Below are 24,987 nucleotides of genomic sequence, written 5' to 3' on the forward strand. Positions count from 1 at the left end.
CTATCAACTGTAAATCCAGTTGCTGTCGTTGACAGTGAACCACTGTTCCCTGCTGCATCTGTAATCGTCAATGATTGGAGGAGTTTTATCAGTTGGATCAACAACGGTTGATTTATTTGTTAATGCCGTTTCAGGAAGATCAGCCGCATCATTTCCACGAAGATCTTGGATTGCATTGAGATCATCACCTACAGTAGCATCTTGATAACTTACCGTTACGGTTTGACCAGTGTAGATAGGCGGATTTAAAGTTAAAATCACTTGCTGATCAATAACACTCACTGTAATGTTTTCAGCTGGAATAGTTTTGCCATCAACCTTAACAACAAATTGATTAGCAGCTGGCAAATTATCTGCATCTAATTCTTCCGAATAATGAAGCTCAATTTGTCCTAAAGTATTAACGTCCGCACTTTCAAATACAGGCGGTTGTTTATCTGCACTACCGCTATTTCCACCACCAGTAAATTCACCAACGGGGACTTCTTCTGTAGTTTTATTGCCTGCTTCATCTGTTACATTGACAATAATTTTATCACCAGGATTTAATGGCTTATCAACATCAACAATAAGCTGTCCATTCTCATCAATTATACCTTCTGCAATTTTATTGCCTGCACTATCCGTAATTTCGACTTTGCTACCAGGTTCATTTGAATCAATTTGAATAGTATTTTCATCAATAATATCCACACTAACTTCTGGTTTAGTAACATCACCAACATTAATTGTTTCCGGTGTTTTATTCCCTGATGTGTCTGTCGCGATAATCGTAATTGTTTCATTATCTTGAAGTGGACGGGACAAAGTAATGTCAATTTCTCCCGCTTGATTTAATTGCCCAGAACCTATGGTATTTCCATTGGCATCTTTAATCTCAATTTTGCTGGCTTCATCAGCTTTAATATTTATTTTATTATTATCAATAACATCAATAGTTAATTTAGGGCCAGTATGATCGCCACTATTCGCACCATTATCTGAATGACTAGAGCCACCACTGCCACCTGCCGCTGCGGCTATACCAATCAACCCTGCCGCTCCTGCAACCCAAGCCCAAATTGGCACGACCGCAGAATCATCACCAACTAAATATTCATGAAAATCTGAAATACTCAAATAATCAATTTTTGTAGCAACACCTTCTGTATCAAATGCTAAAAAGTTTAATAAATAATGTTGTCCATCAGCCGTTTCAATCGTAAATTCTTTCGGTTTTTCACCAACAAAGAAGTCCTCAATGACAACTTTTTCACCATTTAGTAAATATACTTCCAAATTATTATTAACTTTTATTGCCTTAGCAATATTATTTTTCTCAATATTTACTTTATAAACTGAGTGATGGCTATTAACTACATCTTGAGTTAATACTTTTGCCGTTCCTTTTTCGTAAATTGTGATATTTGTCATAATAATTCCTTATTTTATACTTCACCCATCTACAAAAAGATAATTAAATGCGACAAATTTCACAAGTAGTTAATTTTAAAATAAAAAATTCACATATTTATAAAATCAGATATTTCATAAAAACCACTAATATATTTAAAACAACTCAAATAAATTAAATGTGCTTAACATCACACTATATTAAATTTTAAATAATTAAAATCCACTTTACCCATGTGTTTTAAATCATAAAATTTAGGTAAATTAAATTATTTTTTTATTTAAATAATAAAATATGATTATTATTAATATTTTGAATTTATAAATATTATCTAAACAAACTAAGTCTTTAGGCAATGACAGATTAAGCCGAACCTCCATTCTGTCTAATTTTTAATCTGCATAAAAAACCATCTAGAACTTATGGGTATTATTTAAACTAAAAAATCACAATTGTTTATTTTTAAAGCAAATGTGTATCTAAATAATAAACCCCATGAATAAGACATCATCAGTTATGCTCATGCCTTAATTCTTCTCTATAAACAAAAAACCAAAAAAAAAGGCGAAGCATTTGCCTCACCTTTTTCTATTCAACCAAATCCACTTATACAGTGAAATCATCACCCAAATACACTTCTCGTACTGTTTCATTGGCTAAGACTTCTTCAGGTGTACCTTCAGCAATCACAGCGCCTTCACTGACAATATATGCGTGCTCACAAATTGCAAGAGTTTCACGTACATTATGGTCTGTAATGAGAACACCGATACCACGCCCTTTGAGCTGACGAATAATATCCTTAATATCTCCGACAGAGATCGGATCAACCCCTGCAAAGGGTTCATCCAAAAGCATAAATTTCGGATCAGCTGCCAAAGCTCGTGCAATTTCAGCACGACGTCGCTCACCACCAGAAACACTCATGCCTAAAGAGTCTTTAATATGCGAGATTTTAAAATCTTCCAAAAGCTCTTTAAGGCGTTGTTGACGCTGTTGTTTATCTAAGTCTTTACGTGTTTCAAGAATTGCCATGATATTTTCAGCAATGGTCAACTTTCTAAAAATTGAGGCTTCTTGTGGTAAATAACCAATCCCTTTCCGCGCACGCTGATGCATCGCCAAGTCTGAAATATCTTCATCATCTAAATGAATTTCACCCTTATCCATGCGAACCAAACCAACCACCATATAAAAGCTGGTGGTTTTACCCGCACCATTTGGCCCAAGTAGTCCTACAATCTGTCCACTTTGCATTGTAAAAGAAACATCTTTCACTACCCAGCGCTTACTATACACTTTAGCTAGGTGTTTGATACACAATGTCTGTACTTGATTCTCAGCTTGCATTAATCACGCACCCCAGGGAATGACTTGGTACTGTTTGGCGGAATAATGATTTGCACACGACCTTTTGGTGATCCTGTTTCATTTGAACTACCAGAAGCCTCAATATCACCTTTATTCATACTATAGCGTAAAGTATTACTACGAATACTCGCGCCATTTTGATAAAGATAAGCATTACCCACCAAGTTCAAAATACCTGTTTCAGCATTGTAAATAATTTTCTGCGCTTCACCACGGGCAATACCTTTCGCAGTATCCACTTGTTGCTGAAATTTCGCAGGTGAACCCGTTGCCGTAATCGTACTAATCTGTTTATTTTTATTGAGCTGAGCAACAATTGAAGCCGCTTGTAACTTCATTGTCCCTTGTTCAATAATCACATTACCTGAATAAGTCGTTACACCAGTACGTTCATTATACGTTGCTTTATCTGCAACCAATGAAATCGGTTGGTTACGGTCTGATGGTAGCGCAAATGACGCCACTGAAAAACACATCAAACCAACACTACAAATTGCTTTTTTTAGGAAAGAGTTTTGAATCGAAAATGGCTTAATTAGGTACATACTTTCCTCGAATATGTGCAAACTCATATTGACCTTGATTTAAATCCGCTTTTAAACCTTGGCTGATAAACTCTGCATCTGGTGCATTAACAGTCACTTGGTGATTTGTTTCAAACAAACGTTGCTTAGGATAACCCGTCAACTCATCTGTGAGAAATACCATCGTTCCGCCATCACCAATTTTAGTCGCTTTAACATCACCTGTTAAAATAACCTTTTCATTATCATTAAAGCCTCTTGCTTCTTTTGCAAAAAAAGTTGAATCAACTTGATTGTTTTGAAACATAGATGCATTTAAATTACTGAGTTGCGAAGTTTTTCTTTGTAAATCCTGTTCCAAATGATCAACATGCGCTCGCACATGCAAGTTACCTTTTTCATCAGTTTGAACCAATTGGATACCTTCAGCAGAATATTTCATGCTTTGAGATGAATCTACATCCAACTTTTTGCCGCTTCCGCTGTAATAGTAATAGCCACCACCGATTGCCGCAATGGCAACAGCTGTGACATATAAAACCTTAGTATCCATAAATTACATTCAACATTTGATCATTTGAATAAGCTATTAATGCGGTATAGCTGTATATTTTTCAAGTAGTTCTTGGTAAGTGCCTTTTGCCATCAGTAACATATCGCAAACTTCACGTACTGCACCACGCCCACCCATTGCTTGAGTGACTAAATCCGCACGTTTACGTACTTCCACATGTCCATTCGGCACTGTTACTTTCATTCCAGCAATTGCAAATGCAGAAAGATCAGGCCAGTCATCACCCATATACAAACAATCTTCTGGGTCTAAACCAAATTGCGCACATGCTTCACGTAGCGCAACACCTTTATCTTCACGACCTTGAAAAACTAAATCGACACCTAAGTCAGCCATACGTTTTTCAACAATATTGCTTTTACGACCTGTGATGATGATGACTTTGATGCCAGATTTTTGCACCAACTTCATGCCTAAACCATCACGAATATCGAATGATTTAATTTCATCACCGGTATTGGTCAAAGTTACAAAACCATCACTTAAAATACCATCTACATCTAAAACCAATGCTTCAATATGACGCGCTTGTTCCAGTAAAACATAAGAAGCCATTGATTAATTTACTCCAGCTTGAATCAGGTCATGCATACTAATGACACCAATCACTTTATTGGCATCATCTACAACTATAAATTGGTTAATTTTTTTGTCATTCATTTTCTCTAAAGCCTCAACTGCACGTGCTTCTTTAGAAATAGTTGAAGGATTTTTTACCATCACTTCCGACACAGCTTGATTGACATCAAAACATTGTTGTTTATCAATCAAACGACGTAAATCACCGTCGGTGAAAATGCCCAATAATGTTTCATTTTCATCCACAATCGTGGTCAAACCTAAGCGTTTGTTTGAAATTTCGTACAATACTTTATTCATCGGTGTATCAGGATGTACTTTTGGCAAATCATTTCCTGTATGCATCAAATGTTTTACATGCAACAACAATCGTTTACCCAAAGCACCCGCAGGATGTGACATTGCAAAATCGTCAGCAGTAAAACCACGTGCATCTAATAATGCCACCGCCAAAGCATCACCCAACGCTAAAGTCGCCGTTGTACTCGACGTTGGGGCTAATCCCAAAGGACACGCTTCTTTGATATTTCCGAGTGTCAATGCAACATCTGCATTTTGTGGCATTGGGCCTTTGTCATCACCACTAATCGTGATCAAAGGCACTTCTAAATGTTTAATCAGTGGCATCAGCATCATAATTTCATCACTCTTTCCAGAGTTTGAAATTGCGATCAGCACATCACCTTTGACTAACATTCCCAAGTCACCATGCCCTGCTTCGCCAGGGTGCATAAAGAATGATGGTGTACCTGTTGATGCAAAAGTTGCTGCCATTTTGCGTCCGATATGTCCCGACTTGCCCATACCTGTAATTACAAGGCGACCTTTGCACTGCAAAATGATTTGGCATGCACGATCAAAACGCTCGTCAATCTGGGTTGCGAGAATTTCTAAAGCTTGTTCTTCAATGCGCAACGTTTCCAAAGCTACTTTTTGGAAATCAACATGATTCGGCAGATTTTCAGGATTCAAAATGGACTAACCTTAACTCTAAGCAGAGTTTTGAATATCGAATGGAATATTCTTCATATTTTAGCATAGCAATACAATAGACTGCTTTGTTAAATGTTTAAGTTTTCATGAATTGTACAGAATTTCTATCTTGATGGAGAAATTACAAATTAGATCTAGTCCTGTGAATTTCAAAAACAATACCTGCTTGGCTTCAAAAATTAAAAGCGATAAATACCTTTGTTACAGAAATCAAATACGTTTGAAATATAAAACATTCGAAAACCCATCTTTATTTTGATTTTAACTTTATGAATAAAAATGCTTAGGTTAAGATAAACCCCCCTTATATAGAAGCACTTAGAAGACCTATGCAACCATTCGTTCTTTATAATTCAGAACAACGTAAAAAAGTTGAATTTGTTCCACGTAAAGAAGGACATATCGACATGTATGTGTGTGGTATGACGGTCTATGACTACTGTCATATTGGGCATGCACGTACTGTGGTTGCATTTGACTACATCAACCGTTTCCTTCGTAGTCAAGGTTGGAAAGTTAAATACGTTCGCAATATCACAGATATAGACGACAAAATCATTAAACGTGCCAATGAAAATGGTGAAACGATTTCTCAGCTGACTGAGCGCTTCATCGACGCAATGAATGAAGATTTTGCCAAATTAGGTTGTATCCCACCTGATGAAGCACCTCGCGCAACTGATTATATTGATCAAATGCAAAGCATGATTGGCGATTTGGTGAATAAAGGCACGGCGTATCCATCTGAAAATGGTGATGTCTATTTTGAAGTTGAAAAATTTGCAAAATATGGTCGTCTTTCAGGTCGTAAACTTGAAGATATGCAAGCGGGTGCATCGGAACGTGTCGATGTAGAAGTTGAGAAAAAACATCCATTTGACTTCGTACTGTGGAAACATGCCAAAGAAAATGAACCTGCATGGGCTTCACCTTGGGGCAATGGTCGTCCAGGTTGGCATATTGAATGTTCTGCGATGTCGACATGCTGCTTAGGTAATCATTTTGATATTCACGGTGGTGGTGCAGACTTAACATTTCCACATCATGAAAATGAAATTGCACAATCGGAAGCTTCGACTGGCGAACAATATGTAAATTATTGGATGCATGCTGGTTTCATCAATGTCGATGGTGAGAAAATGTCTAAATCTTTAGGCAATTTCTTTACTATTCGCGATGTAATTGAGAAATTCCATCCTGAAGTAGTGCGCTATTTTATTGTTTCTTCACACTATCGTAGCCCAGTGAATTACTCGGATGTTGCATTAAAAGAAGCGAAGAATACCCTTTCTCGTTTTTATAATTCTTTTAAAACCTATCAACAAGCCTATGGTGAAAAAACCGTTGAAACTTTAGATAGCGATTTGATTGAACGTTTTAACAATGCAATGTGTGATGATTTCAATACACCTGAAGCCATTGCTGTGTTATTTGAAGTGAATAAAGAACTCAATCGTGCGGTTAAAGAAGAAAATGCTGAGCAATCTGCAATTTATTATTCTACTTTGCGCCACATGACCAATATTTTAGGTTTAGTACAACATGATGTTGAAGACTTCTTAAAATCTGATATTGGACAAGAAGCTTTAGGCTTATCTGAAGAACAAATTGCGGATTTGATCCAACAACGTGTTGATGCGAAAAAAGGCAAAGACTTCGCCAAAGCCGATGAAATTCGTCAGTCTTTGCTTGATCAAGGTGTGGTTTTGGAAGATACCCGTCAAGGTACGATTTGGCGTCGTGACTAATCTTGGTTATCAATTTTTATAGAATGATAAAAAACCTGCTAATTTTGCAGGTTTTTTTATGCTAAATATGACTTAACAATCACTTATACATTCAGTTTTATAAATAAACTCTAATTTTACTTTCCATCCATAATTAAATGATGGCGTTTTAATAATGTACGCACCATATTACGAGTAATACCGAGTTTCTCTGCCGTTTTTACTTGATTATAATATGTCGCAGCATAAGCCGAAGTAATCGTTAAACGCTCAATATGATCCCAAACATCTTGCTGTACTTGCTCATCTTTAAAAATTTTAGACAATGCCAAAGCGATCACTTCTAAGGAGGAAGGTACTTCACTTAATTCATTTTGATTAAATTGTTGATGATCATTAGGTGAATGAGACTTCTGAGCAACTTGAGAAAATGTACTTTGAGAAAGCTTTATCTGAGAAACATGGGCAACCTGTTCCATCTTCAATTTTAGATGTTCTACTTGAATAACACCTTCATCGGACATTAACACAGCATAATGTATCACATTTTCTAATTCTCGAATATTGCCATGCCACTTATATTCCAATAATGCAGCAAGTGCGATGGGTTCAATATCAAAATGATGTTCGATCTTATATTTATGTTGATACACTGCAATAAAGTGCTTTACCAAAGGTAAAATATCACCTTTTCGTTCTCTCAAGGGTTTTAAATCAACTGTAGCGATATTTATTCTAAATAATAAATCTTGTCTAAAACTCGAAACTTGCACAGCCTGGTTTAAATCAATATTGGTGGCTGAAATAATTCTAACATTAATTGGAATCGGATGACGCGCACCAACACGTGTCACTTCTTTTTCTTGCAAAACTCTTAGTAATTTTACTTGTAAATTTAAAGGTAAATCCCCAATTTCATCTAAAAATAAAGTTCCACCATCTGCAACCTCAAACCAACCTTTACGCTGTCCAACTGCACCAGTAAATGAACCTGCTTCATGCCCAAACAATTCACTTTCTGCCAATTGCTCATTGATCGCACCACAATTGACAGATACAAAAGCCCCTTTACGACCACTCAAAGTATGAATATGTCGTGCAACCAATTCTTTACCTGTGCCTGTTTCACCGTAAATCAAAATCGGCGCTTCACTTGGTGCAAGTCGTTCAATTATTTTTAATAAATGTTTAGAGATCGGATCATGAAATACAAATGCTTTGGCACGTACACTCGACACTTGAGGGTGCTCACGCTCAAATGTAAATACACGCTCTGAAGATTTTATATTCATTGAAACCAACCTATTTTTTGAATTTTTTCGTTGGTTTAAGCATAGTACAGCTTTATTCACTACTTTATATAAATATCATGCTTCAATATTCATTATTTTCTTATACATAAAATGAGAATTTATTATATAAATTATTTTAAAATTTAAAAAACAAGATGTTGAATTTCATTTATCGCTAATCTCAACATTTTTCATCCATTCAAATCAAAAATACTTTTAAAAGATAAAGCAAAATCCTTTTGCTTATCTATCTATTTTATAAAATACCCTTGCGATCAACTCGCATTGACATCACTTCATTAGAATACTTTTAACAAACGAAGATTAATTCGATTATCCTCTTTAAACCCATTTTCTACATCAAAATCACGACCATAATTTAAAATCACATTGGTCGTACTGGTTGGAGAATATGCTGTACCTACCCAAAATTTGCTTTGTTTATAGCTGTCCGTCGTTTGACCTCTCAGTTTGGTATCCCCTGCATCAAGATAAGATAATCCTGCTCGTAAATCCCATTGATCATTTAAAAAATAGCGAGTGTTAGTTTGTAACTGATAACCCACATCTTGTTTTAATTTACCACCACCTGCAATATCATCATTTGCACCATAAAAAATAACATCAGCAGCGACATCCCATGCGATTTTGGGAGTAATTCGTGTACTGTATTCGGCTTGAACATCTAATTTATAACGATTTTCACCAATATTTAATGCATCATTTTTTGAATAATCCCCTGTTGGTAAATATAAATAAGGCGTGATTCCAAAATAACTTTTACTTTCAGCATCATTGAGTAACCATACAGGTGCAGCAACAATGATATCGCCTAAGCCACTTGCATCACCTAAGCTTGAAATATCCCCCTTTCCTTCTAGTTTTCCAAAAGGAATCAGCACTTGGGGGGCAACACGAAAACCTGCAATATCGGTATAGTGTACAAATCGTGCGATGCCAATATTGGATTCTAATTTGAGATGACCAGCCTGTTTATCGCTGCCAACATAACTAGAGTCACGTGTGGCATGTTGTAAATATAACAGTGCCAAACTCGTTCCTGCAGGCGCAACATCATAATCCCCTGCATCCACATCTACAGCTTTTGCCTGCACAGCAAGTAATGTTAAAAGTGCCGTTGTTAATATTTTTATTTGATTGTTCATCAAAAGATTCCTCGAAAATAATCGTATCAATAAAGCGTGTATAAAATTCACCTCTGTAGTAACGCAATCTTCATGCCAAATATTAAATTATTGATTTTTAATATTTTTATTTATATGTGATTATTTTCAAACATGCTAGCTTTGCATATTTCCAACGATTTGTTGCTTTTCAAACAGTTAAGTTTCCCATCATTTTGATGAGCAATAAAAAAACTCGCATCAGAATGCGAGTTTCTAAATAAATCTAGACTTTAGTGATTTAAGAAGCTTTTTGTCCAAAATATACTTGTTGAATTACACCACTTTCATAAAGTTGTTTGGTATGACCTGAAGTCTGCACATGACCATTTTCGATCAAGTATGCAAAATCGGTGAAGTCCTGTGCCAAACGAATATTTTGCTCTGCCACTAAAAAACTCATCCCTTCATGTTGTTTTAAATGCTGAATTAACGTAAAAATTTCAGAACTAATCTTGGGTGCTAAACCCATCGATGGCTCATCCAACAACACCAGTTTAGGCTGTGTCATCAAAGCCCGCCCTATTGCCAACATTTGCTGTTCACCACCAGAGGTATAGCCTGCAAATGTGGCTTTTTTATCCGCCAATCTTGGAAAATAATGATAGATTTTTTCCAATGCAGTTTTTAATTTGGCGTTAGAAAGATGCCGTACAAAAGCGCCCGTTTTTAGATTTTCCTCCACTGTAAGGTTAGCAAAACAATGCCTTCCTTCAAGCACTTGAACTAAACCATCCTGCACCAATTGGCTTGGATTCGACTGTAAAATAGATTGCCCTTGATAGAAAATATCTCCTTGTAAAATAGCCCCATTCTCACTCGCCAATAACTGAGAAATCGCCTTTAAGGTTGTACTTTTTCCTGCACCATTCGCCCCAAGCAAAGCCACGATTGCACCTTGAGGTACAGCCAAACTCACTTGCTTGAGTGCTAAAATGCTCTGATCATAAATCACTTCAATATTTTGCACATCAAGCAAATTTGTCATGACTCTACTCCTAGCTTTCTGTTGAACAATCACGGATTTTGATATTTTGTTCTTTGGCATATTTTTGTGAAGACTCTTCAATAATTGGACGCAGCAATGCACGATCTGCTTGTACCCAATCACTAATGAGATTCCACTTTTGTCCATCCCATTGCTGAAAACGTACTGCACCACCACCCTCATGATCTGAACAAGACAGTTTTAAAGGTTGCACTAAACCGACTGCACCTAACGCTTTTAAACGCACATCATCAATATTTAAATTTTCAAAGCCCCAACGTACCTCTTCTCCTGTTAAAGGTCTTTGACCAAATTTAGCTTGAGCCACACGAACTGCCTCAACATTTAAAATCCCATTCACCACACCCAAGTTATAATTCACTGTACCAAAACGATTAATATCTTTTAGATCTGACTGACCTTTATCAACAACATAGGTTTTAATATCTTGTAATACTGGGAAATTCGTACCTGATGGGTGTGTCGTAATTGCGGTATAACCTTTGGCTGCATCACCCGCAGGTGCCGCATCTTCTTCAGAATTACTCCAAATATTCCCAATGATTTTATTCACTGGATAACCCACTTTTTGTGCGGTTTTTAACGCCACAGGATTCATCACACCAAAGCCACGTAAAATCACCCAATCAGGTTGTAATCTACGGATATTTAACCATTGTGATTGTTGTTCGTTGCCTGGATGAGGTACTTCGATATGCGTCACTTCAAAATTGTATTTTTTGGCTAATATATCTAAAACAGGAATAGTTTCTTTGCCATAAGGCGATCCATGATAAAGCACGGCGATTTTTTTACCTTTCAGATGATCTAAGCCGCCACTTTGCTGTCCGAGATAGTTAATAATCGCGGATACTTCACTATATGGATTGAGTTGTAATGGAAAAGCATAGGGAAAAACACGTCCATCAGTTGAGTCTGTACGACCATGATTAATGGTGATCAATGGTAATTTATCCTTAGTTGAACGCTCTAAAGTTGCATAGGCAATCCCCACAGAAAGTGGATTGGTTGCTGCAGCAGGCGCACCATTTAAGCCATTTTTCATACGCTCATAACATTCAACACCTTTTTCAACTACATATTCTGTTTCACATTCTGACCAGACCAATTTCACCCCATTGACACCGCCTTTGGCATTGATCAACTTTAAATAATCAATAAAACCACCAAAAAAGCCTGTTCCAGCGGCAGCATATGCACCCACACGATAACTTTGTAGTGGGAAATATTGTGCCTTACTGTCTGAGAGCTGCACTGTAGATGTACTAGCTTCAGATGAAGAAGTCTGATTTGTCGTAGATATTGCTGTATTCACATTTGGCTTTTTTTGAATGGTAAAAAATACAATTGCTGCAAGTGCAATTGCGATCAACACCAGCCAAAACCACAAGTTTTTTATTAATTTCATGTATTGCTCTCGTTTTAAATAAATTTTTAATGTCTTAGTCTTAATAGCGCAACGGCCACTTACGCAAACGTTGCGCAAAATTGCTGAATAAGCGGATTAAACCTTCAGGTTCTTTAATGAGGAAGAAAATAATCAACATGCCAAAGATGATTTTTTGCAAATTTTGTAATAATGCTTGATCAATTGCCTGACCAAAAATAAGACTCGCTGACAAACTGAGTAAAATAGGTAACAGCACAATAAATGCAGCCCCGATAAAGCTACCAGCAAGACTGCCTAAGCCACCAATAATGATGATGAAAAGAATTTGAAATGATCGTGTCAGGTCTAAACCATTGGCTTCAATGGTACCCAAATATGCAAATGCCCACAGCGCACCTGCCACCCCCAAATAAAAGGAACTAATCGCAAATGCCAATAACTTGGTTTTACCGACATTGATCCCTAAACTCACCGCAGCGGTTTCCATATCTCTTACTGCACGAAACTCACGACCAAATTGGCTATTTAAAAAATTGCGTGCCAGTACAGTTAAAACCACCACGATACTTAAAGTCAGTAAATAATGCCCGACTGCACTGTCTAAAGAGATTCCAAAAATATGCAAAGGTGGTGCTGTAATCACACCTGAGGCATTGTGGTTGGTAAACCAACCATATTGGGTAAATAACCACGGCACAAAAAACTGTGCTGCCAAAGTTGAAACAATTAAGTAAAAACCTTTAATTCTAAGACTAGGTAAACCAACAATGACTCCAAATATGGCAGAAATAAATCCACCTAAAAAGATACTCAGTAATAAAGGTAACTGCGGGATTCTTAACTCTAAGTTGTAGGTTGCAAAAGCACCTACAGCCATAAATGCGGCTGAGCCTAAAGACAACTGCCCTGCATAACCTGTTAAAATATTTAAACCTAAGCCTGCCAAAGCCAGAACTAAAAAAGGCACTAAAATGGCATTAAAAACATAATCAGAACCTACAAAAGGCACAAATAAAAATAGGATTGCCAATAAAAATGCAAAAATAATTCGATGCTCTTTTATTTTAAATAAACGCTTTTCATCTTGATAACGCTGTGGAAATTGTCTTGCTTGATCAAAAATAAACATTGGCTAAACCCTCGCAACCTGTTGCTGTCCAAATAAACCATGTGGACGGAACAACAAAAATAAAATTGCAAGTACATAGGGAAACCAATTTTCGATCCCTGATCCAATAATGCCTCCTAAATAAATTTCTGCTAATTTTTCTGAAGCACCAATGATCAACCCACCCAGTATCGCACCCGAAATCGAACTAAATCCACCGATAATCAATACAGGCAAAGCTTTCAATACCACCAAAGATAAAGAGAACTGCACACCTAAACGTGCGCCCCACAACAAACCTGCCACGAGTGCCACAAAACCTGCCACCGCCCAAACCATAATCCAAATCGTATTTAATTTAATCCCAACTGACTGAGCTGCAAGTGGATCATCTGCAACTGCTCTTAACGACAAACCAAAGCGAGTTTTACTAAATAGCAGTGATAAGATGATCACCAAACTACCTGCAACCAAAGTGGCAAATAAATCAAACTTACTGATCAAAATCCCATAAAAATTGATTGGGCTATCGCTGATTCCCAAATCCAAACCATGAACCTGTGTTCCCCACAAAGTTTGTGCCAAACCCTCAATGATATAACTCAAACCCAACGTCGCCATAAACAAAGTCATGACGGAACGATTCACCAAATGCCTTAATACCAAAGCATCAATCAATAACACCATGATAAAAATAATGAATAAAGTAACTGCAAATGCAACAATAAACGGCACACCACGTTCAACTAAATTTACAAAGGTCAAAGCTGAAAATAGAACCATCGCACCTTGTGCAAAGTTAAAAACACCTGAAGCACGGTAGATCAATACAAAGCCGATGGCGACTAAGGAATACATCACACCTGACAGCGTTCCACCCAACAAAACTTCTAAAAAAAATGACATAAATTCCTCTCTATTTTTACTTTTTATTCAACCAATGCTCGAACTGAAGTGCCCAGATAAGCATCTAAAACTTCAGGATGTGCTTTAATGCCTTCTGGTGTGCCATCAGCAATTTTTTTCCCATAATCCAAAACTGCCACATGATCAGAAATCTCTAAAACAATGCCAATGTCATGTTCGATCATGATGATGGTGATGCCTAAATTTTGATTAATTTTTTGGATAAAGTGAGCAATTTGTTGTTTTTCTTGTGAATTCATTCCTGCCATAGGTTCGTCTAACAACAAGAGCTTTGGTTCTGCTGCCAAAGCTCGTGCCAACTCCACCCGCTTTTGGATACCATATGACAAGGTACTGACTTGTGTTTCACGATAGGCTTGTAAATTTAACAGCTTGATGATTTCTTCTACTTTTAAACGTTGAAAATCATCATCTTTACGATAAGACGGTAAATTTAAAAAAGTACTCCACCATGCACTGTGCTGATGTAAAATTCGCCCTGTTAAAATATTATCCAGTACAGACATCTGCTTAAATAAGGCGAGATTTTGAAAAGTTCGGGCAATCCCTAAGGGTGCTGACTGATTCGCACGATAATGCTCAAGCAATTGACCTTGATAAAAAATTTCACCGCTTTGAGCTTGATAAATACCATTAATAATATTTATTGCTGTACTTTTACCTGCACCATTTGGACCAATTAAAGAAAAAATTTCGCCTTTACGGACTTGAAAATTTAAATCTTTTAATACGTGACTTTGCGCAAATGACAAATTGATATGTTTAAGTTCTAAGATAATATTCGATGTGTGTTGTTGTCCCATGCTCCACCCCATCATTGAAAAACATAGTGTTGTGCAGCTAAGTTGTCTTCGGCTAGAAGAGTCCAACGTGTCCGCTCATCCCAAAATTGCAATTCAATACCCAATATTTGAAAAAAAGCTTGGCTTTTCTCTGACAATGCCTCACCCACGATCAAAGCAGTTTTTAATTGACTTAATCCCAATTCAGCCAAAATGCTGTGTTTGAAAAGTTTAAAAATAGCTTTCTGACTAAAAGTAGGCAGATTACCCTTTTGTCGTTGTTCGATATAACGCTCTAAAGCTTGTCTAAAGACGGTATTTTTTTCAGGTAATTTCAGCAGAATATGATCATACAAACGCTCATAGCTCAATTTTGTTCCTAGCACCAAAGTCGGTGCAATCATCTGACGATCTTGGTCACGTGTTGCTAAACTTTCAGGAATATTTAAGGTAAAACCTGCCACAAGCCACGTTGACCATAGATAACGAATATGCCCAACACTGCTAAAACTACGAGAGATAAAAGCTTCTTCTGTGTGATCTATATGATTTACATTGATAATATTTTGTGCTTCTTGAATCAGATAACGATGACTCAAATCTGAAATCAGTTTTACGCCATGCTCTTTTTTTTCAAAAATAAAGGCAGCGTAACTATCATCAAAACTTAAATGTTCAAAAATAATCGGAGCTTCGTGTGGCACATCAGCGAGCGCAATAATTCTGGCATTTTTTTGATTTTTATCATCATTCTGCTGTTTTAGTGCAGGCTCTATATAATAAATCTGTGTGTCTTGAGTAAAGTGCGGTGCTAATTTTTCAGCATGTTCCAAGCGATCAACAACAATAAATCTTGCAGCAAAAAAACTGTCTTTTTCATGAAAATTTTCTACCAAGTCATCCGACCAATCTTGATGAAAAAATTGTATCGAAGCTCCCAACGCCTGTACTGCAAAAGACAATGCCGCTTGCTCAGGATGAGGGCTACTCAAAATCAGCAGACGATCAACCCTTGAAAAATGTTGTGCGTGTAAAAATGCTGCATAATGCTGACTTTTATTCAGTAAAGTTGACCACGAATATTCTCGCCACAAACCCAATGATTTATGTCGAATAGCAATCGCCTGTGGATTTAACTTCGCATGATGAAGCAAATGTTCAATTAAATGCGTTGTTGAATGTTGTGCCATAAAAAATTACCTGAATTTTTAAAACTGATACATGATCAATTTCAAATAAAATATTCAGATAGATTTCAATTATCGTGCCAAGAAAAAATAACTTTTAAATTCAATTTCTTATATTTCAACTAATACATATTGTTTATTTTTCGACATCGCATGAGCAACATATTGTTGATTTTTTAACTGACTCACTTGCTCGTTGAAGTTATCGCTTTAAACAAAAAACCGAGCTATCAAAATAACTCGGTTGAAATATTCATGCCCAAATACACCATTGACAATCTGTGTATAAAGCTTTGAAAAACTGTCGATTAACCAACTTTTTTCATACTACCCGTTTCTTCGAACTGTGCATGCCAAGCCAATGCTTCACGCAATACATGTGGCGTTTGACCACCCAATGCACATGCACGATTAAAATAGCTCAACAAATCAGCTTTATAACTTGGATGCGCACATTTCTCGATAATTTTTAAAGCACGCTCACGTGGCGCAAGACCACGTAAATCCGCCAAGCCCTGCTCTGTGACTAAAACATCAATATCATGTTCAGCATGATCACAATGGCTCACCATTGGTACTACAGACGAAATTGCGCCACCTTTGGCAATGGATTTGGTCACAAAAATTGCTAAGTGTGCATGACGAGTAAAGTCACCTGAACCACCAATGCCATTCATCATTTTCGTACCCGTCACATGGGTGGAATTAACATTGCCATAAATGTCGAACTCAAGTGCCGTGTTAATAGCAATGATGCCTAAACGACGAATAATTTCAGGATTATTTGAAAGCTCCTGCGGACGCATGACAATTTTGTCTTTATATTGTTCAAAATTATTCATTACACGTTTGGCGCAATCATCTGACAAGGTCATTGAACTGCCCGAAGCAAACTTCATTTTGCCTGAATCAATCAATTGGAAAGTACAATCCTGTAAAACCTCAGAATACATTTCTAGATCATGAAAATCAGAATGCTCAAAACCTGCAAAAACAGCATTGGCAATTGAACCCACGCCTGACTGTAGTGGTCCTAAATTCTCAGGTAAACGCCCTACAGCGACTTCATTTTCAAAGAAGCGAACTAAATGTTTTGCAATCGCAAGGGTTTCATCATCTGCCTCATCCATTTTAAATGAAGTATCAGGCAAATCATTAATCACAATCGCAGAAATTTTGCTTGGGTCTACCTGAATACCAGTCGTACCAATACGATCACCGACCGCGGTTAATGGAATCGGATCACGGTTTGGACGTGCCTTGGGCACATAAATATCATGCACACCTTCAAGAACAGGGCTGATGGTATTGTCAATTTCAACAATGACGTGATCTGCCATCTCAACAAAGTTTGCAGAGTTGCCACATGAACCTGTCGGGATGATTTGCCCATCTTCGGTAATTGCAGTCGCAGCGATCACCGCGACATTAATTTTAGGAAGGTTTTTATGGCGAATATTATCGGCAAGTTCTGACAAATGCTGATCGATATACATTACCTCACCATTGTTAATGGCTTTACGTAAAGTCGGATCAGCTTGATAAGGATAACGACGCTCCAAAGCATGCGCATCACTCAAACGACCATCAATGCGATTGCCCAAACTCGCACCTGTTGCCAAAGTAATTTTCATCGGATGATTCTGTGCATAATCCGCCAAAGCCAAAGGAACAGTTTTCGCTTCCCCTGCACCACCAAAACCACTCATCCCCACGACATCACCGTCTTGAATGAGTTCAATTGCCTTTTCTACAGACATAACTTTGTCGTGCAAAGCCGCACAGCGAATACGCTCTAAACCGTTAATCATTTCAAAAATCTCAAAAATACAGCTTAAAATAGCTAAAAAATAAAAATACAGCATGCAACCATCCAACACCCTTGCGTACAAGGATGTTGGTCAATCTTGAGTAATTAAATTTTAAAATTTAAGGGATTGAAAAATTAAATCAGTTCAATCGCTATTGCAGTCGCTTCACCACCACCGATACACAATGCAGCTATGCCTTTTTTACCGCCTGTGCGTTTTAAAGCATGAATCAACGTCACGATAATACGAGAGCCTGATGAACCGAGTGGATGACCGAGCGCACATGCACCACCATTGATATTGACTTTTTCACGGTCTAAATTAAAACCATCAATCGCCAACATTGCGACCATTGCAAAGGCTTCATTCACTTCCCAAAGATCAACATCTTCAGCTTTCCAGCCTGTTTGCTTCAACACTTTATCAATTGCACCTAAAGGGGCAATGGTAAACTCAGATGGATGCTGTGAATTGGTTGCGTATGCCACAACTTTGGCTAATGGTTTTAAGCCACGTTGATTGGCAATTTCTTCTGAAGTCACAACAAGTGCTGATGCACCATCTGAAATAGAACTGGCATTGGCAGCTGTGATTGTGCCGTCTTTTTTAAATGCAGGACGTAGAGTTGGAATCTTGTCTGCTTTGGCATTTAAAGGTTGTTCATCCTGTTCAACAACCACATCACCTTTACGCGATGATACGGTGACAGGCACGATTTCTGCTTTGAAATAACCATTATTGACTGCTTCAACAGCTTTGTTTAAAGAACTGATTGCATAAGCATCCTGCTGCTCACGGGTATAGCCTTTTTTATCGGCCATTTCCTGTGCAAGGATTCCCATCGACAAACCTGTTTCAGCATCTTCCAGACCTTCCTGAAACATGTGATCTGTTACTTTGCCATGTCCCATGCGGTAACCTGCACGTGCTTTATCGAGTAAATACGGTGCATTGGACATTGACTCCATACCACCTGCTACCACGATATTTGCAGAGCCTGCTTTGATTGCATCGGCTGCCTGCATCACTGCTTTCATACCCGAACCACAGATTTTATTGATCGTAGTTGCACCTGTGGTATCAGGCAAACCCGCCTGACGCATTGCCTGACGCGCAGGACCTTGCTTTAAACCCGCAGGAAGTACACAACCAAAAATTACTTCATCAATATCTGTCGGCTGTAAACCTGCACGGGCAACTGCTTGTTTAATTGCCACTGCACCCAGATCAGGTGCTGTACATGTCGATAATGCACCCTGAAAACCGCCCATTGCGGTACGAACTGCGTCTACGATTACAATCATTGTTATCTACCTGTTCCATCTATTTTCAATTTTGTTGTGAATTTTGAGTCAGCGGACTGACTTAGAATTTTCCATAATTCATCTTGAATCATGTTTGAATAAATTTCTGTAAACACTGATGAATGCATTACATTGGTAATGATGTTCCCTCTCCTTTCAGGATGAGAAACATCGTTTCGCAAGAGGGAGAGGTATATTTATGTAAAATCCCCCTCATCCTAACCTTCTCCCTGAACCATATATGGCGCAAGAGAAGGAACTCTCATTACAAATTTTATAATCCACCCAGCACATACTTCAGCTAAAAACTCATCAAGCCTGCGCTGTAAAATAATCCTCAGACAATTGCATTACCAACTCCGCACCCGCCTGAATACGTTGCACACGCGCAGCAAGATCAGGAAGCACTTTCGCCACATAATACTGCGCCAAAACTAACTTATTCTGATAAAAACTTTCAGGTTTCGCCTGCGCTGCCTGCGCAATACGTGCAAACATATACGTGAAGCTCAACGAGCCAACAGCATGTAAATAATCTACTGCCACAGCATTCGAGAAATCAGGATTAGATTTCGCTTGTTCAATAATAAACTGCGTCAATACTTCAACCTGATGACACACATCTAGAGTTGCCGCTTTAATACTTAAAGCATCATCCATAGACGCTGCAAACTCACGGATCTCCGCAATATATTCCGCAATAAAAGCACCATTCGATTTAATGGTTTTACGACCAATCAGATCAATCGCTTGAACGCCATTGGTACCTTCGTAAATCTGTGAAATACGCAAGTCACGAATACACTGCTCCATGCCCCATTCACGAATATAACCGTGCCCACCGAAACACATTTGTGCTTCTAAAGCTGAATCCAACGCTTTATCCGTTAAATAAGCTTTGGCAATCGGTGTTAATAACGCGACACGATCATTAGCCTTACGCACCGCTTCAGCATCATTCGAGAACTTAGTAATATCCAATTGCTGACCGACATAGACGGCAAATGCTCGAGAAGCTTCATTATTGGCACGGACATTCAACAACATACGGCGCACATCACCATGTACTAGGATTGAGTCCGCAGGCTTTTCAGGAGATTTCACACCAGTAGCTGAACGACCTTGCAGGCGATCCGTCGCATATTGTGCTGCATTCTGGTACGCATATTCAGATGCGCCAATGCCCTGAATACCCATCGACAAACGTTCATAGTTCATCATGATAAACATCGCAGCCAGACCTTGATTTTCCTTACCAACAAGGAAACCTTTGGCTGCATCAAAATTCATCACACACGTCGCTGAACCTTTAATCCCCATCTTATGTTCAATCGAACCTGCGCCTAATGTATTACGCTCACCCAAAGAACCGTCGTCATTGACTAAAAACTTCGGCACAATAAATAGAGAAATACCACGTGAACCTGCAGGGGCATCAGGGGTTTTCGCTAAAACGAGGTGAATAATGTTTTCACACAGATCATGCTCACCACTGGTAATGAAAATCTTCGTTCCCGTGATGTTATAAGAACCATCTGCATTTGGTTCAGCTTTAGTTTTGATAATGCCCAAATCTGTACCTGAGTGCGGCTCAGTCAGACACATTGTTCCTGACCATTCACCTGTATAGAATTTTGGTAAATAGGTTGCCTTTTGTTCCTCTGATGCTGCCTGATCAATTGCCATACCTGCACCCACAGTCAAAAGTGGATACAGCATAAATGATGGATTGGTACTCCAGATCATTTCATCTGCCAATACAGTCAGCATTTTTGGCATGCCCTGACCGCCAAAATTCTCATTTGCCCCTAAACCAATCCAACCACCATCAGCAAACTGTTGAAATGCTTCTTTGAAACCTTTCGGTGTAGTCACCACACCTTGATTGAACTGCGCACCGCCTTCTTCATCCGCTGAACGGTTTAAATCTAGAATGACATTCTTCGAAAACTTCGCCATTTCTTCTAAAATTGCATTGGCTGTCGCCATATCCAGATGAGCTAAATTCTCAGTATTTTGCCAAAACTCATCAGCCTTAAATACATTATTAAGAATAAATTCCATGTCTTTAAGTGGCGCATTGTAAATCGGCATTTCGGCTTTCCTTGTTACTCAACTTTTCTTTTCTAGATCAACGAAAAGTGCTGTATAAATCACTCATTATTGAAATAAACACATATAAAAATTATCTATTTCAATCGCTTCTCACAAGAAACTATGTGAAAAGTCATTTATTTTTAAATCAAAATCAATGTATCTATTGGCTTTTTTGCTCTTTATTCAAAAAATAATACTGAAAAGCATTACATATTCATCAACACTATTTATATCAATAATTTGAACAAATACATCCAAACCAAGATTAAACACAACTTTAACTTAGAATTTATTTATTCAAAAAATATACACATAACCCAATAATTATAAGGTTAATGTAAGATTTTCAAATTTTTAAAATATGCGAAAAACAATAAATCAAATTCAAATAAAATGGAAACATATTTACATAAAATGATCTCACAGGTTCATTTTCATTGACAATAAAAAATCAACAGATTCATTTTTTGTAAAACGTTAAATTATTGGATAAGTATTTTTATTTTGAAACATTTTCTTATGGGTCATTGACTATAGTTTGATTGAAACAAATAAATAGCTGATATACTCTAAGCCAGTGCTTTCAATGGTTTGGAACAATAGGATGAGTTCAGTTCGCCAACAAAATTTTCTACTACGTAAAGAGAAAATTTTAGCCATGGCAGAGACATTATTACTAGATAATAATCAGGATATTACGTTAAGTGAGCTTGCCGCTGAACTTGATATTGCCAAAGGGACAATCTATAAACATTTTAAAAGCAAAAATCAGCTTTATCTTGAATTGATTATTTTGAATGAAAAAAGACTTTTAGATATTTCAAAAGCTTATCATCACGACATCAAAATTTATGTATCACAATACATGCTCTACAACATGCTCAATTCGAATCGAACTATTTTATTGCATGTCATAGAAGAACGTTTAACCAATAATGAGCGTAAACTCAAAGACTTATTCGAAGAACTATATACTATCCGTGAACAACGTATTTTGGAACTTAAAGACTTATTTGGTGCACATCTGAAATCGCTGAATAGTATTATGTCGATTCGTGATTATTTATCTTATATTTGGACGATCACTTACGGCGCATCATTACTACTCAATTCAACTCATTATCAAAAGTCCATCGGTTCACGTGAACGCTTAATTAAACTTTATGTTAATCAAGCACTCATGACACCAGACAAGTTGACTGAAGCTGAATTACAAGCGGAATAAGTTCAGATCAACAATGATTTAATATTTGTTTTGAATAATTTCAGACAACCAAAGTTCTAGATTATTTTCAACAGGATGTTGTAAACACTCGATAATTTTAATTTTGAGCTGTTGCTTTTGTAATGGTGATAGCTTTTCAAAATCAAAGTATAACTGTTTGAAAAAATGATAAATTCCATGAAATTGAAAAAAATTTGGTGACTCTAGAAGATGTAAATAAATCTGAAAAATTTCGTTTGGGAATTTTTTTAGTTCCAATACATATTCTTCAATTTCATGGGCATATTGCTTACAGACTTTGCCATCTACATTTATTTCTGAATCAAGATCTTGTCTAATTTTTTGAACATTAAACATCATTCATCCGAATTAACCATCAGTGATTATTCTGCTTCATGTGTATTCAATAGCTGACTCGGTAAAGGCATTGAATTGACCTGACTGAAAATTTCATAACACATATGTCTTAACCATTGATGACTGGTCTTATGATGGCAAGACATGTGCCAATACTGTTTGATTGAATAAGTTGGGAATGAAATCGGTGCAGGAAGAATCTGTAGATTGCCACGTGAAAGTAACACTTCACTCAAATAGTACGGCACTGTTGCAATCGAATCAGTGTCTTGAACCACCAATCCAACACCCAAATAACTCGGGATGCGCATCAAAACATTACGTTTTAAATCTAAATTTAACAACTCATTGGCAATATGGTAATGCCCTACGCCTGCATCAATATCAATGTGAGATTCATTTAAATATTGCTCAACCGAAATACTGTGATTATTTAAACGTGGATGATCTTTAGAAGCGATCACCACATAAAACTGTTCAAACAATTTTTGTTGATAAAAACCATTTTCCAACTGCGGTAAAAAACCAATCGCCAGATCAATTTCACCATTTGCCATTTGATAACTGGTTTCAGAAGTGATCGCACGGACATTGAGTTTTACATGCGGTGCATGTTCTTTTAAATATTGAGAAATTTTCGGTAGTAAGACCAGATGCGAAACATCCGTCATTGCCACAGTAAATTGTTGTTGTGATGCGGTTTGATCAAAATCCACACTGAAATTATTGATAATTTCGACTTTGCTTAAAGCTTCACTGACCAGCGGATAAAGCTGTTTGGATAATTCGGTTGGCACCATTTCATTGCCAATACGTAAAAATAACGGATCGTTATAGTGTGAACGAATTTTATTGAGAATATTACTGACAGTAGGCTGACTCATCGCCAAATGATCTGCGGCGACGGAAACGCTTTTAAATTTATAGATATAGTAAAAAATACTGAGTAACTTACAATCCAACTCAAACACGAAATAACATCTCACACATTTTTTGTATTCAAGTGATTATCTTCCACTTTTTTTGAATTTTTTCCAATGCCTAAATGCACCGATTTTAAACAAATAAACCAATATCAGATGTAATTTTTTTCAATTCAAATTCCCTCTTTCCTCATCGCTAGAGAATCGCAAAGAAAAGAGGGACTATAATTTATTTCATTCCGAACTATTCTTTAACAAACAGATCCACCATTAACTGCTCTTCGGATTCTGCATAACGATATTCTGAGAAATCGGTTACACCTGACTCACGTAAAATCTCTTCATCAATGATTAGACGTCCTGTAATCGCACGTTTCTGACTTGTTAAAATTTCATAAGCCGCATCTGCCATGATATTCGGCTTACGTGCCTGATTAAACAATTGTTTTCCACCCAATGAAAACTCAATCGCTGCTGTCGCAATAATCGTTCTTGGCCACAAAGAATTAACACTCACACCATAATTCGAAAATTCTTGATTCATTCCGATCGTCAACATACTCATGCCATATTTGGTAATGGTGTATGGTGCATAACTCGCAAACCACTTTTCATCTAAATTCAAAGGAGGAGAAAGGCTGAGAATATGAGGATTTTCACTATTCTTTAAATATGGTAAAGCCGCTTGGCTACACACCAACACCGCACGAGTATTGATCTGATACATCAAATCAAAACGATTAGGATCAAGCAATTCCACACCCGACAGTTTAATTGCGCCTGCGTTATTAATGAGAATATCTATGCCACCGAAATGCTCTGCGGCTTGCTTCATGGCGATTGCAACAGCGTCTTGGTCACGTACATCCAGTTGAATCGCTAAAGCTTGTCCGCCCGCCTCTTCGACCTCTTTGGCAACGGTATAAATTGAACCACCAAGCTTGGGATGTTCTTCAGCTGACTTTGCCGCAATGACAATATTTGCACCATCTTTAGCTGCTTTTAATGCAATTTCACGTCCGATACCACGACTTGCACCCGTGATAAATAGTGTTTTTCCCTTTAATGACATACTGTCCTCTTTAATTTTTTGTTTTCACCGTCCTAATCTACTCTAACTTTGTTTTAAGCTCATAGTACAAAATGTGCCAATTTATATACTCATGAGTACATTAATTAAAAATAAAATTCATTTGCATAGAAAACAAAAACTTGCCGAAGCAAGTTTTT

At 37.4% G+C, this 24,987-nt stretch carries 22 protein-coding genes; 2 read left to right on the forward strand and 20 right to left on the reverse strand.

Features of this window, described 5'->3' with window-relative positions:
• Positions 1–3: 3 nt before the first annotated feature.
• From EXE09_RS13575 to EXE09_RS13600, 6 genes are all read right to left on the reverse strand, one after another.
• Complete coding sequence (locus EXE09_RS13575; RefSeq protein ID WP_130117632.1) at positions 4–1,413, reverse strand: Ig-like domain-containing protein; 1,410 nt, start codon at positions 1,411–1,413, stop codon at positions 4–6.
• A 586-nt stretch (positions 1,414–1,999) separates the two neighbouring features.
• The gene (lptB, locus tag EXE09_RS13580) at positions 2,000–2,743 is read right to left on the reverse strand and encodes an LPS export ABC transporter ATP-binding protein (RefSeq protein ID WP_087551984.1); all 744 of its coding nucleotides are present in this window, start codon (positions 2,741–2,743) and stop codon (positions 2,000–2,002) included.
• On the reverse strand, positions 2,743–3,309 hold the full coding sequence (gene lptA, locus EXE09_RS13585) for a lipopolysaccharide transport periplasmic protein LptA (protein WP_068976050.1): 567 nt from the start codon (positions 3,307–3,309) through the stop codon (positions 2,743–2,745). The genes lptB and lptA overlap by 1 nt, the downstream gene beginning before the upstream one ends.
• A complete protein-coding gene (gene lptC / locus EXE09_RS13590; protein WP_087551983.1) occupies positions 3,296–3,841 on the reverse strand; it encodes an LPS export ABC transporter periplasmic protein LptC in 546 nt (181 codons plus the stop codon). The genes lptA and lptC overlap by 14 nt, the downstream gene beginning before the upstream one ends.
• Before the next feature lie 36 nt (positions 3,842–3,877).
• Positions 3,878–4,417, reverse strand: a complete 540-nt coding sequence (locus EXE09_RS13595; protein WP_130114423.1) for a KdsC family phosphatase — start codon at positions 4,415–4,417, stop codon at positions 3,878–3,880.
• Between the two features lie 3 nt (positions 4,418–4,420).
• A complete protein-coding gene (locus EXE09_RS13600; protein ID WP_130117684.1) occupies positions 4,421–5,398 on the reverse strand; it encodes a KpsF/GutQ family sugar-phosphate isomerase in 978 nt (325 codons plus the stop codon).
• A 365-nt stretch (positions 5,399–5,763) separates the two neighbouring features.
• On the opposite strand from EXE09_RS13600, the gene cysS reads away from it, so the two are divergent.
• The gene (gene cysS / locus EXE09_RS13605; protein ID WP_130117633.1) at positions 5,764–7,182 is read left to right on the forward strand and encodes a cysteine--tRNA ligase; all 1,419 of its coding nucleotides are present in this window, start codon (positions 5,764–5,766) and stop codon (positions 7,180–7,182) included.
• Positions 7,183–7,298: 116 nt separating this feature from the next.
• On the opposite strand, the gene EXE09_RS13610 is transcribed toward cysS, so the two are convergent.
• The 11 genes from EXE09_RS13610 to EXE09_RS13660 all read right to left on the reverse strand — a co-directional run bounded on the left by EXE09_RS13610 (position 7,299) and on the right by EXE09_RS13660 (position 21,249).
• Positions 7,299–8,453: a sigma-54 interaction domain-containing protein gene (locus tag EXE09_RS13610; protein WP_130117634.1), complete on the reverse strand. Its 1,155-nt coding sequence runs from the start codon at positions 8,451–8,453 to the stop codon at positions 7,299–7,301.
• A gap of 299 nt (positions 8,454–8,752) precedes the next feature.
• Complete coding sequence (locus EXE09_RS13615; protein ID WP_130117635.1) at positions 8,753–9,619, reverse strand: transporter; 867 nt, start codon at positions 9,617–9,619, stop codon at positions 8,753–8,755.
• Positions 9,620–9,878: 259 nt separating this feature from the next.
• Positions 9,879–10,625: an ABC transporter ATP-binding protein gene (locus EXE09_RS13620; protein ID WP_087551979.1), complete on the reverse strand. Its 747-nt coding sequence runs from the start codon at positions 10,623–10,625 to the stop codon at positions 9,879–9,881.
• Positions 10,626–10,635: 10 nt separating this feature from the next.
• A complete protein-coding gene (locus EXE09_RS13625) occupies positions 10,636–12,054 on the reverse strand; it encodes an ABC transporter substrate-binding protein (RefSeq protein WP_130117636.1) in 1,419 nt (472 codons plus the stop codon).
• Between the two features lie 40 nt (positions 12,055–12,094).
• Positions 12,095–13,165 (reverse strand): branched-chain amino acid ABC transporter permease, encoded by a 1,071-nt coding sequence (locus EXE09_RS13630; RefSeq protein ID WP_130117637.1) that lies wholly within the window; start codon positions 13,163–13,165, stop codon positions 12,095–12,097.
• Positions 13,166–13,168: 3 nt separating this feature from the next.
• Entirely contained in the window at positions 13,169–14,050 is an 882-nt protein-coding gene (locus EXE09_RS13635; protein ID WP_111858636.1) for a branched-chain amino acid ABC transporter permease, read from the reverse strand.
• Positions 14,051–14,073: 23 nt separating this feature from the next.
• Complete coding sequence (locus tag EXE09_RS13640) at positions 14,074–14,874, reverse strand: ABC transporter ATP-binding protein (RefSeq protein ID WP_130117638.1); 801 nt, start codon at positions 14,872–14,874, stop codon at positions 14,074–14,076.
• An 11-nt stretch (positions 14,875–14,885) separates the two neighbouring features.
• Positions 14,886–16,043: an AMP-binding protein gene (locus tag EXE09_RS13645; RefSeq protein WP_130117639.1), complete on the reverse strand. Its 1,158-nt coding sequence runs from the start codon at positions 16,041–16,043 to the stop codon at positions 14,886–14,888.
• 305 nt (positions 16,044–16,348) lie between these two features.
• Positions 16,349–17,851 carry a succinate CoA transferase gene (locus EXE09_RS13650; protein ID WP_130117685.1) on the reverse strand — a complete coding sequence of 501 codons (1,503 nt, stop codon included), beginning with the start codon at positions 17,849–17,851 and terminating at the stop codon, positions 16,349–16,351.
• 134 nt (positions 17,852–17,985) lie between these two features.
• Complete coding sequence (locus tag EXE09_RS13655) at positions 17,986–19,161, reverse strand: thiolase family protein (RefSeq protein WP_171478634.1); 1,176 nt, start codon at positions 19,159–19,161, stop codon at positions 17,986–17,988.
• A 306-nt stretch (positions 19,162–19,467) separates the two neighbouring features.
• On the reverse strand, positions 19,468–21,249 hold the full coding sequence (locus tag EXE09_RS13660) for an acyl-CoA dehydrogenase C-terminal domain-containing protein (RefSeq protein ID WP_130117641.1): 1,782 nt from the start codon (positions 21,247–21,249) through the stop codon (positions 19,468–19,470).
• Between the two features lie 607 nt (positions 21,250–21,856).
• Between EXE09_RS13660 and EXE09_RS13665 the strand changes: the two genes are divergently transcribed.
• A complete protein-coding gene (locus EXE09_RS13665) occupies positions 21,857–22,477 on the forward strand; it encodes a TetR/AcrR family transcriptional regulator (RefSeq protein WP_068976057.1) in 621 nt (206 codons plus the stop codon).
• Positions 22,478–22,495: 18 nt separating this feature from the next.
• Here EXE09_RS13665 and EXE09_RS13670 read toward each other — a convergent pair whose 3' ends face one another.
• The 3 genes from EXE09_RS13670 to EXE09_RS13680 all read right to left on the reverse strand — a co-directional run bounded on the left by EXE09_RS13670 (position 22,496) and on the right by EXE09_RS13680 (position 24,829).
• Positions 22,496–22,834: a hypothetical protein gene (locus tag EXE09_RS13670; protein ID WP_130117642.1), complete on the reverse strand. Its 339-nt coding sequence runs from the start codon at positions 22,832–22,834 to the stop codon at positions 22,496–22,498.
• A gap of 26 nt (positions 22,835–22,860) precedes the next feature.
• Entirely contained in the window at positions 22,861–23,805 is a 945-nt protein-coding gene (locus EXE09_RS13675) for a LysR substrate-binding domain-containing protein (protein WP_068976059.1), read from the reverse strand.
• Between the two features lie 196 nt (positions 23,806–24,001).
• A complete protein-coding gene (locus EXE09_RS13680; protein ID WP_068976060.1) occupies positions 24,002–24,829 on the reverse strand; it encodes an SDR family oxidoreductase in 828 nt (275 codons plus the stop codon).
• Positions 24,830–24,987: the final 158 nt, after the last annotated feature.

Source organism: Acinetobacter sp. WCHAc060025 (genome assembly GCF_004209355.1).
Taxonomy (GTDB): domain Bacteria; phylum Pseudomonadota; class Gammaproteobacteria; order Pseudomonadales; family Moraxellaceae; genus Acinetobacter; species Acinetobacter wuhouensis.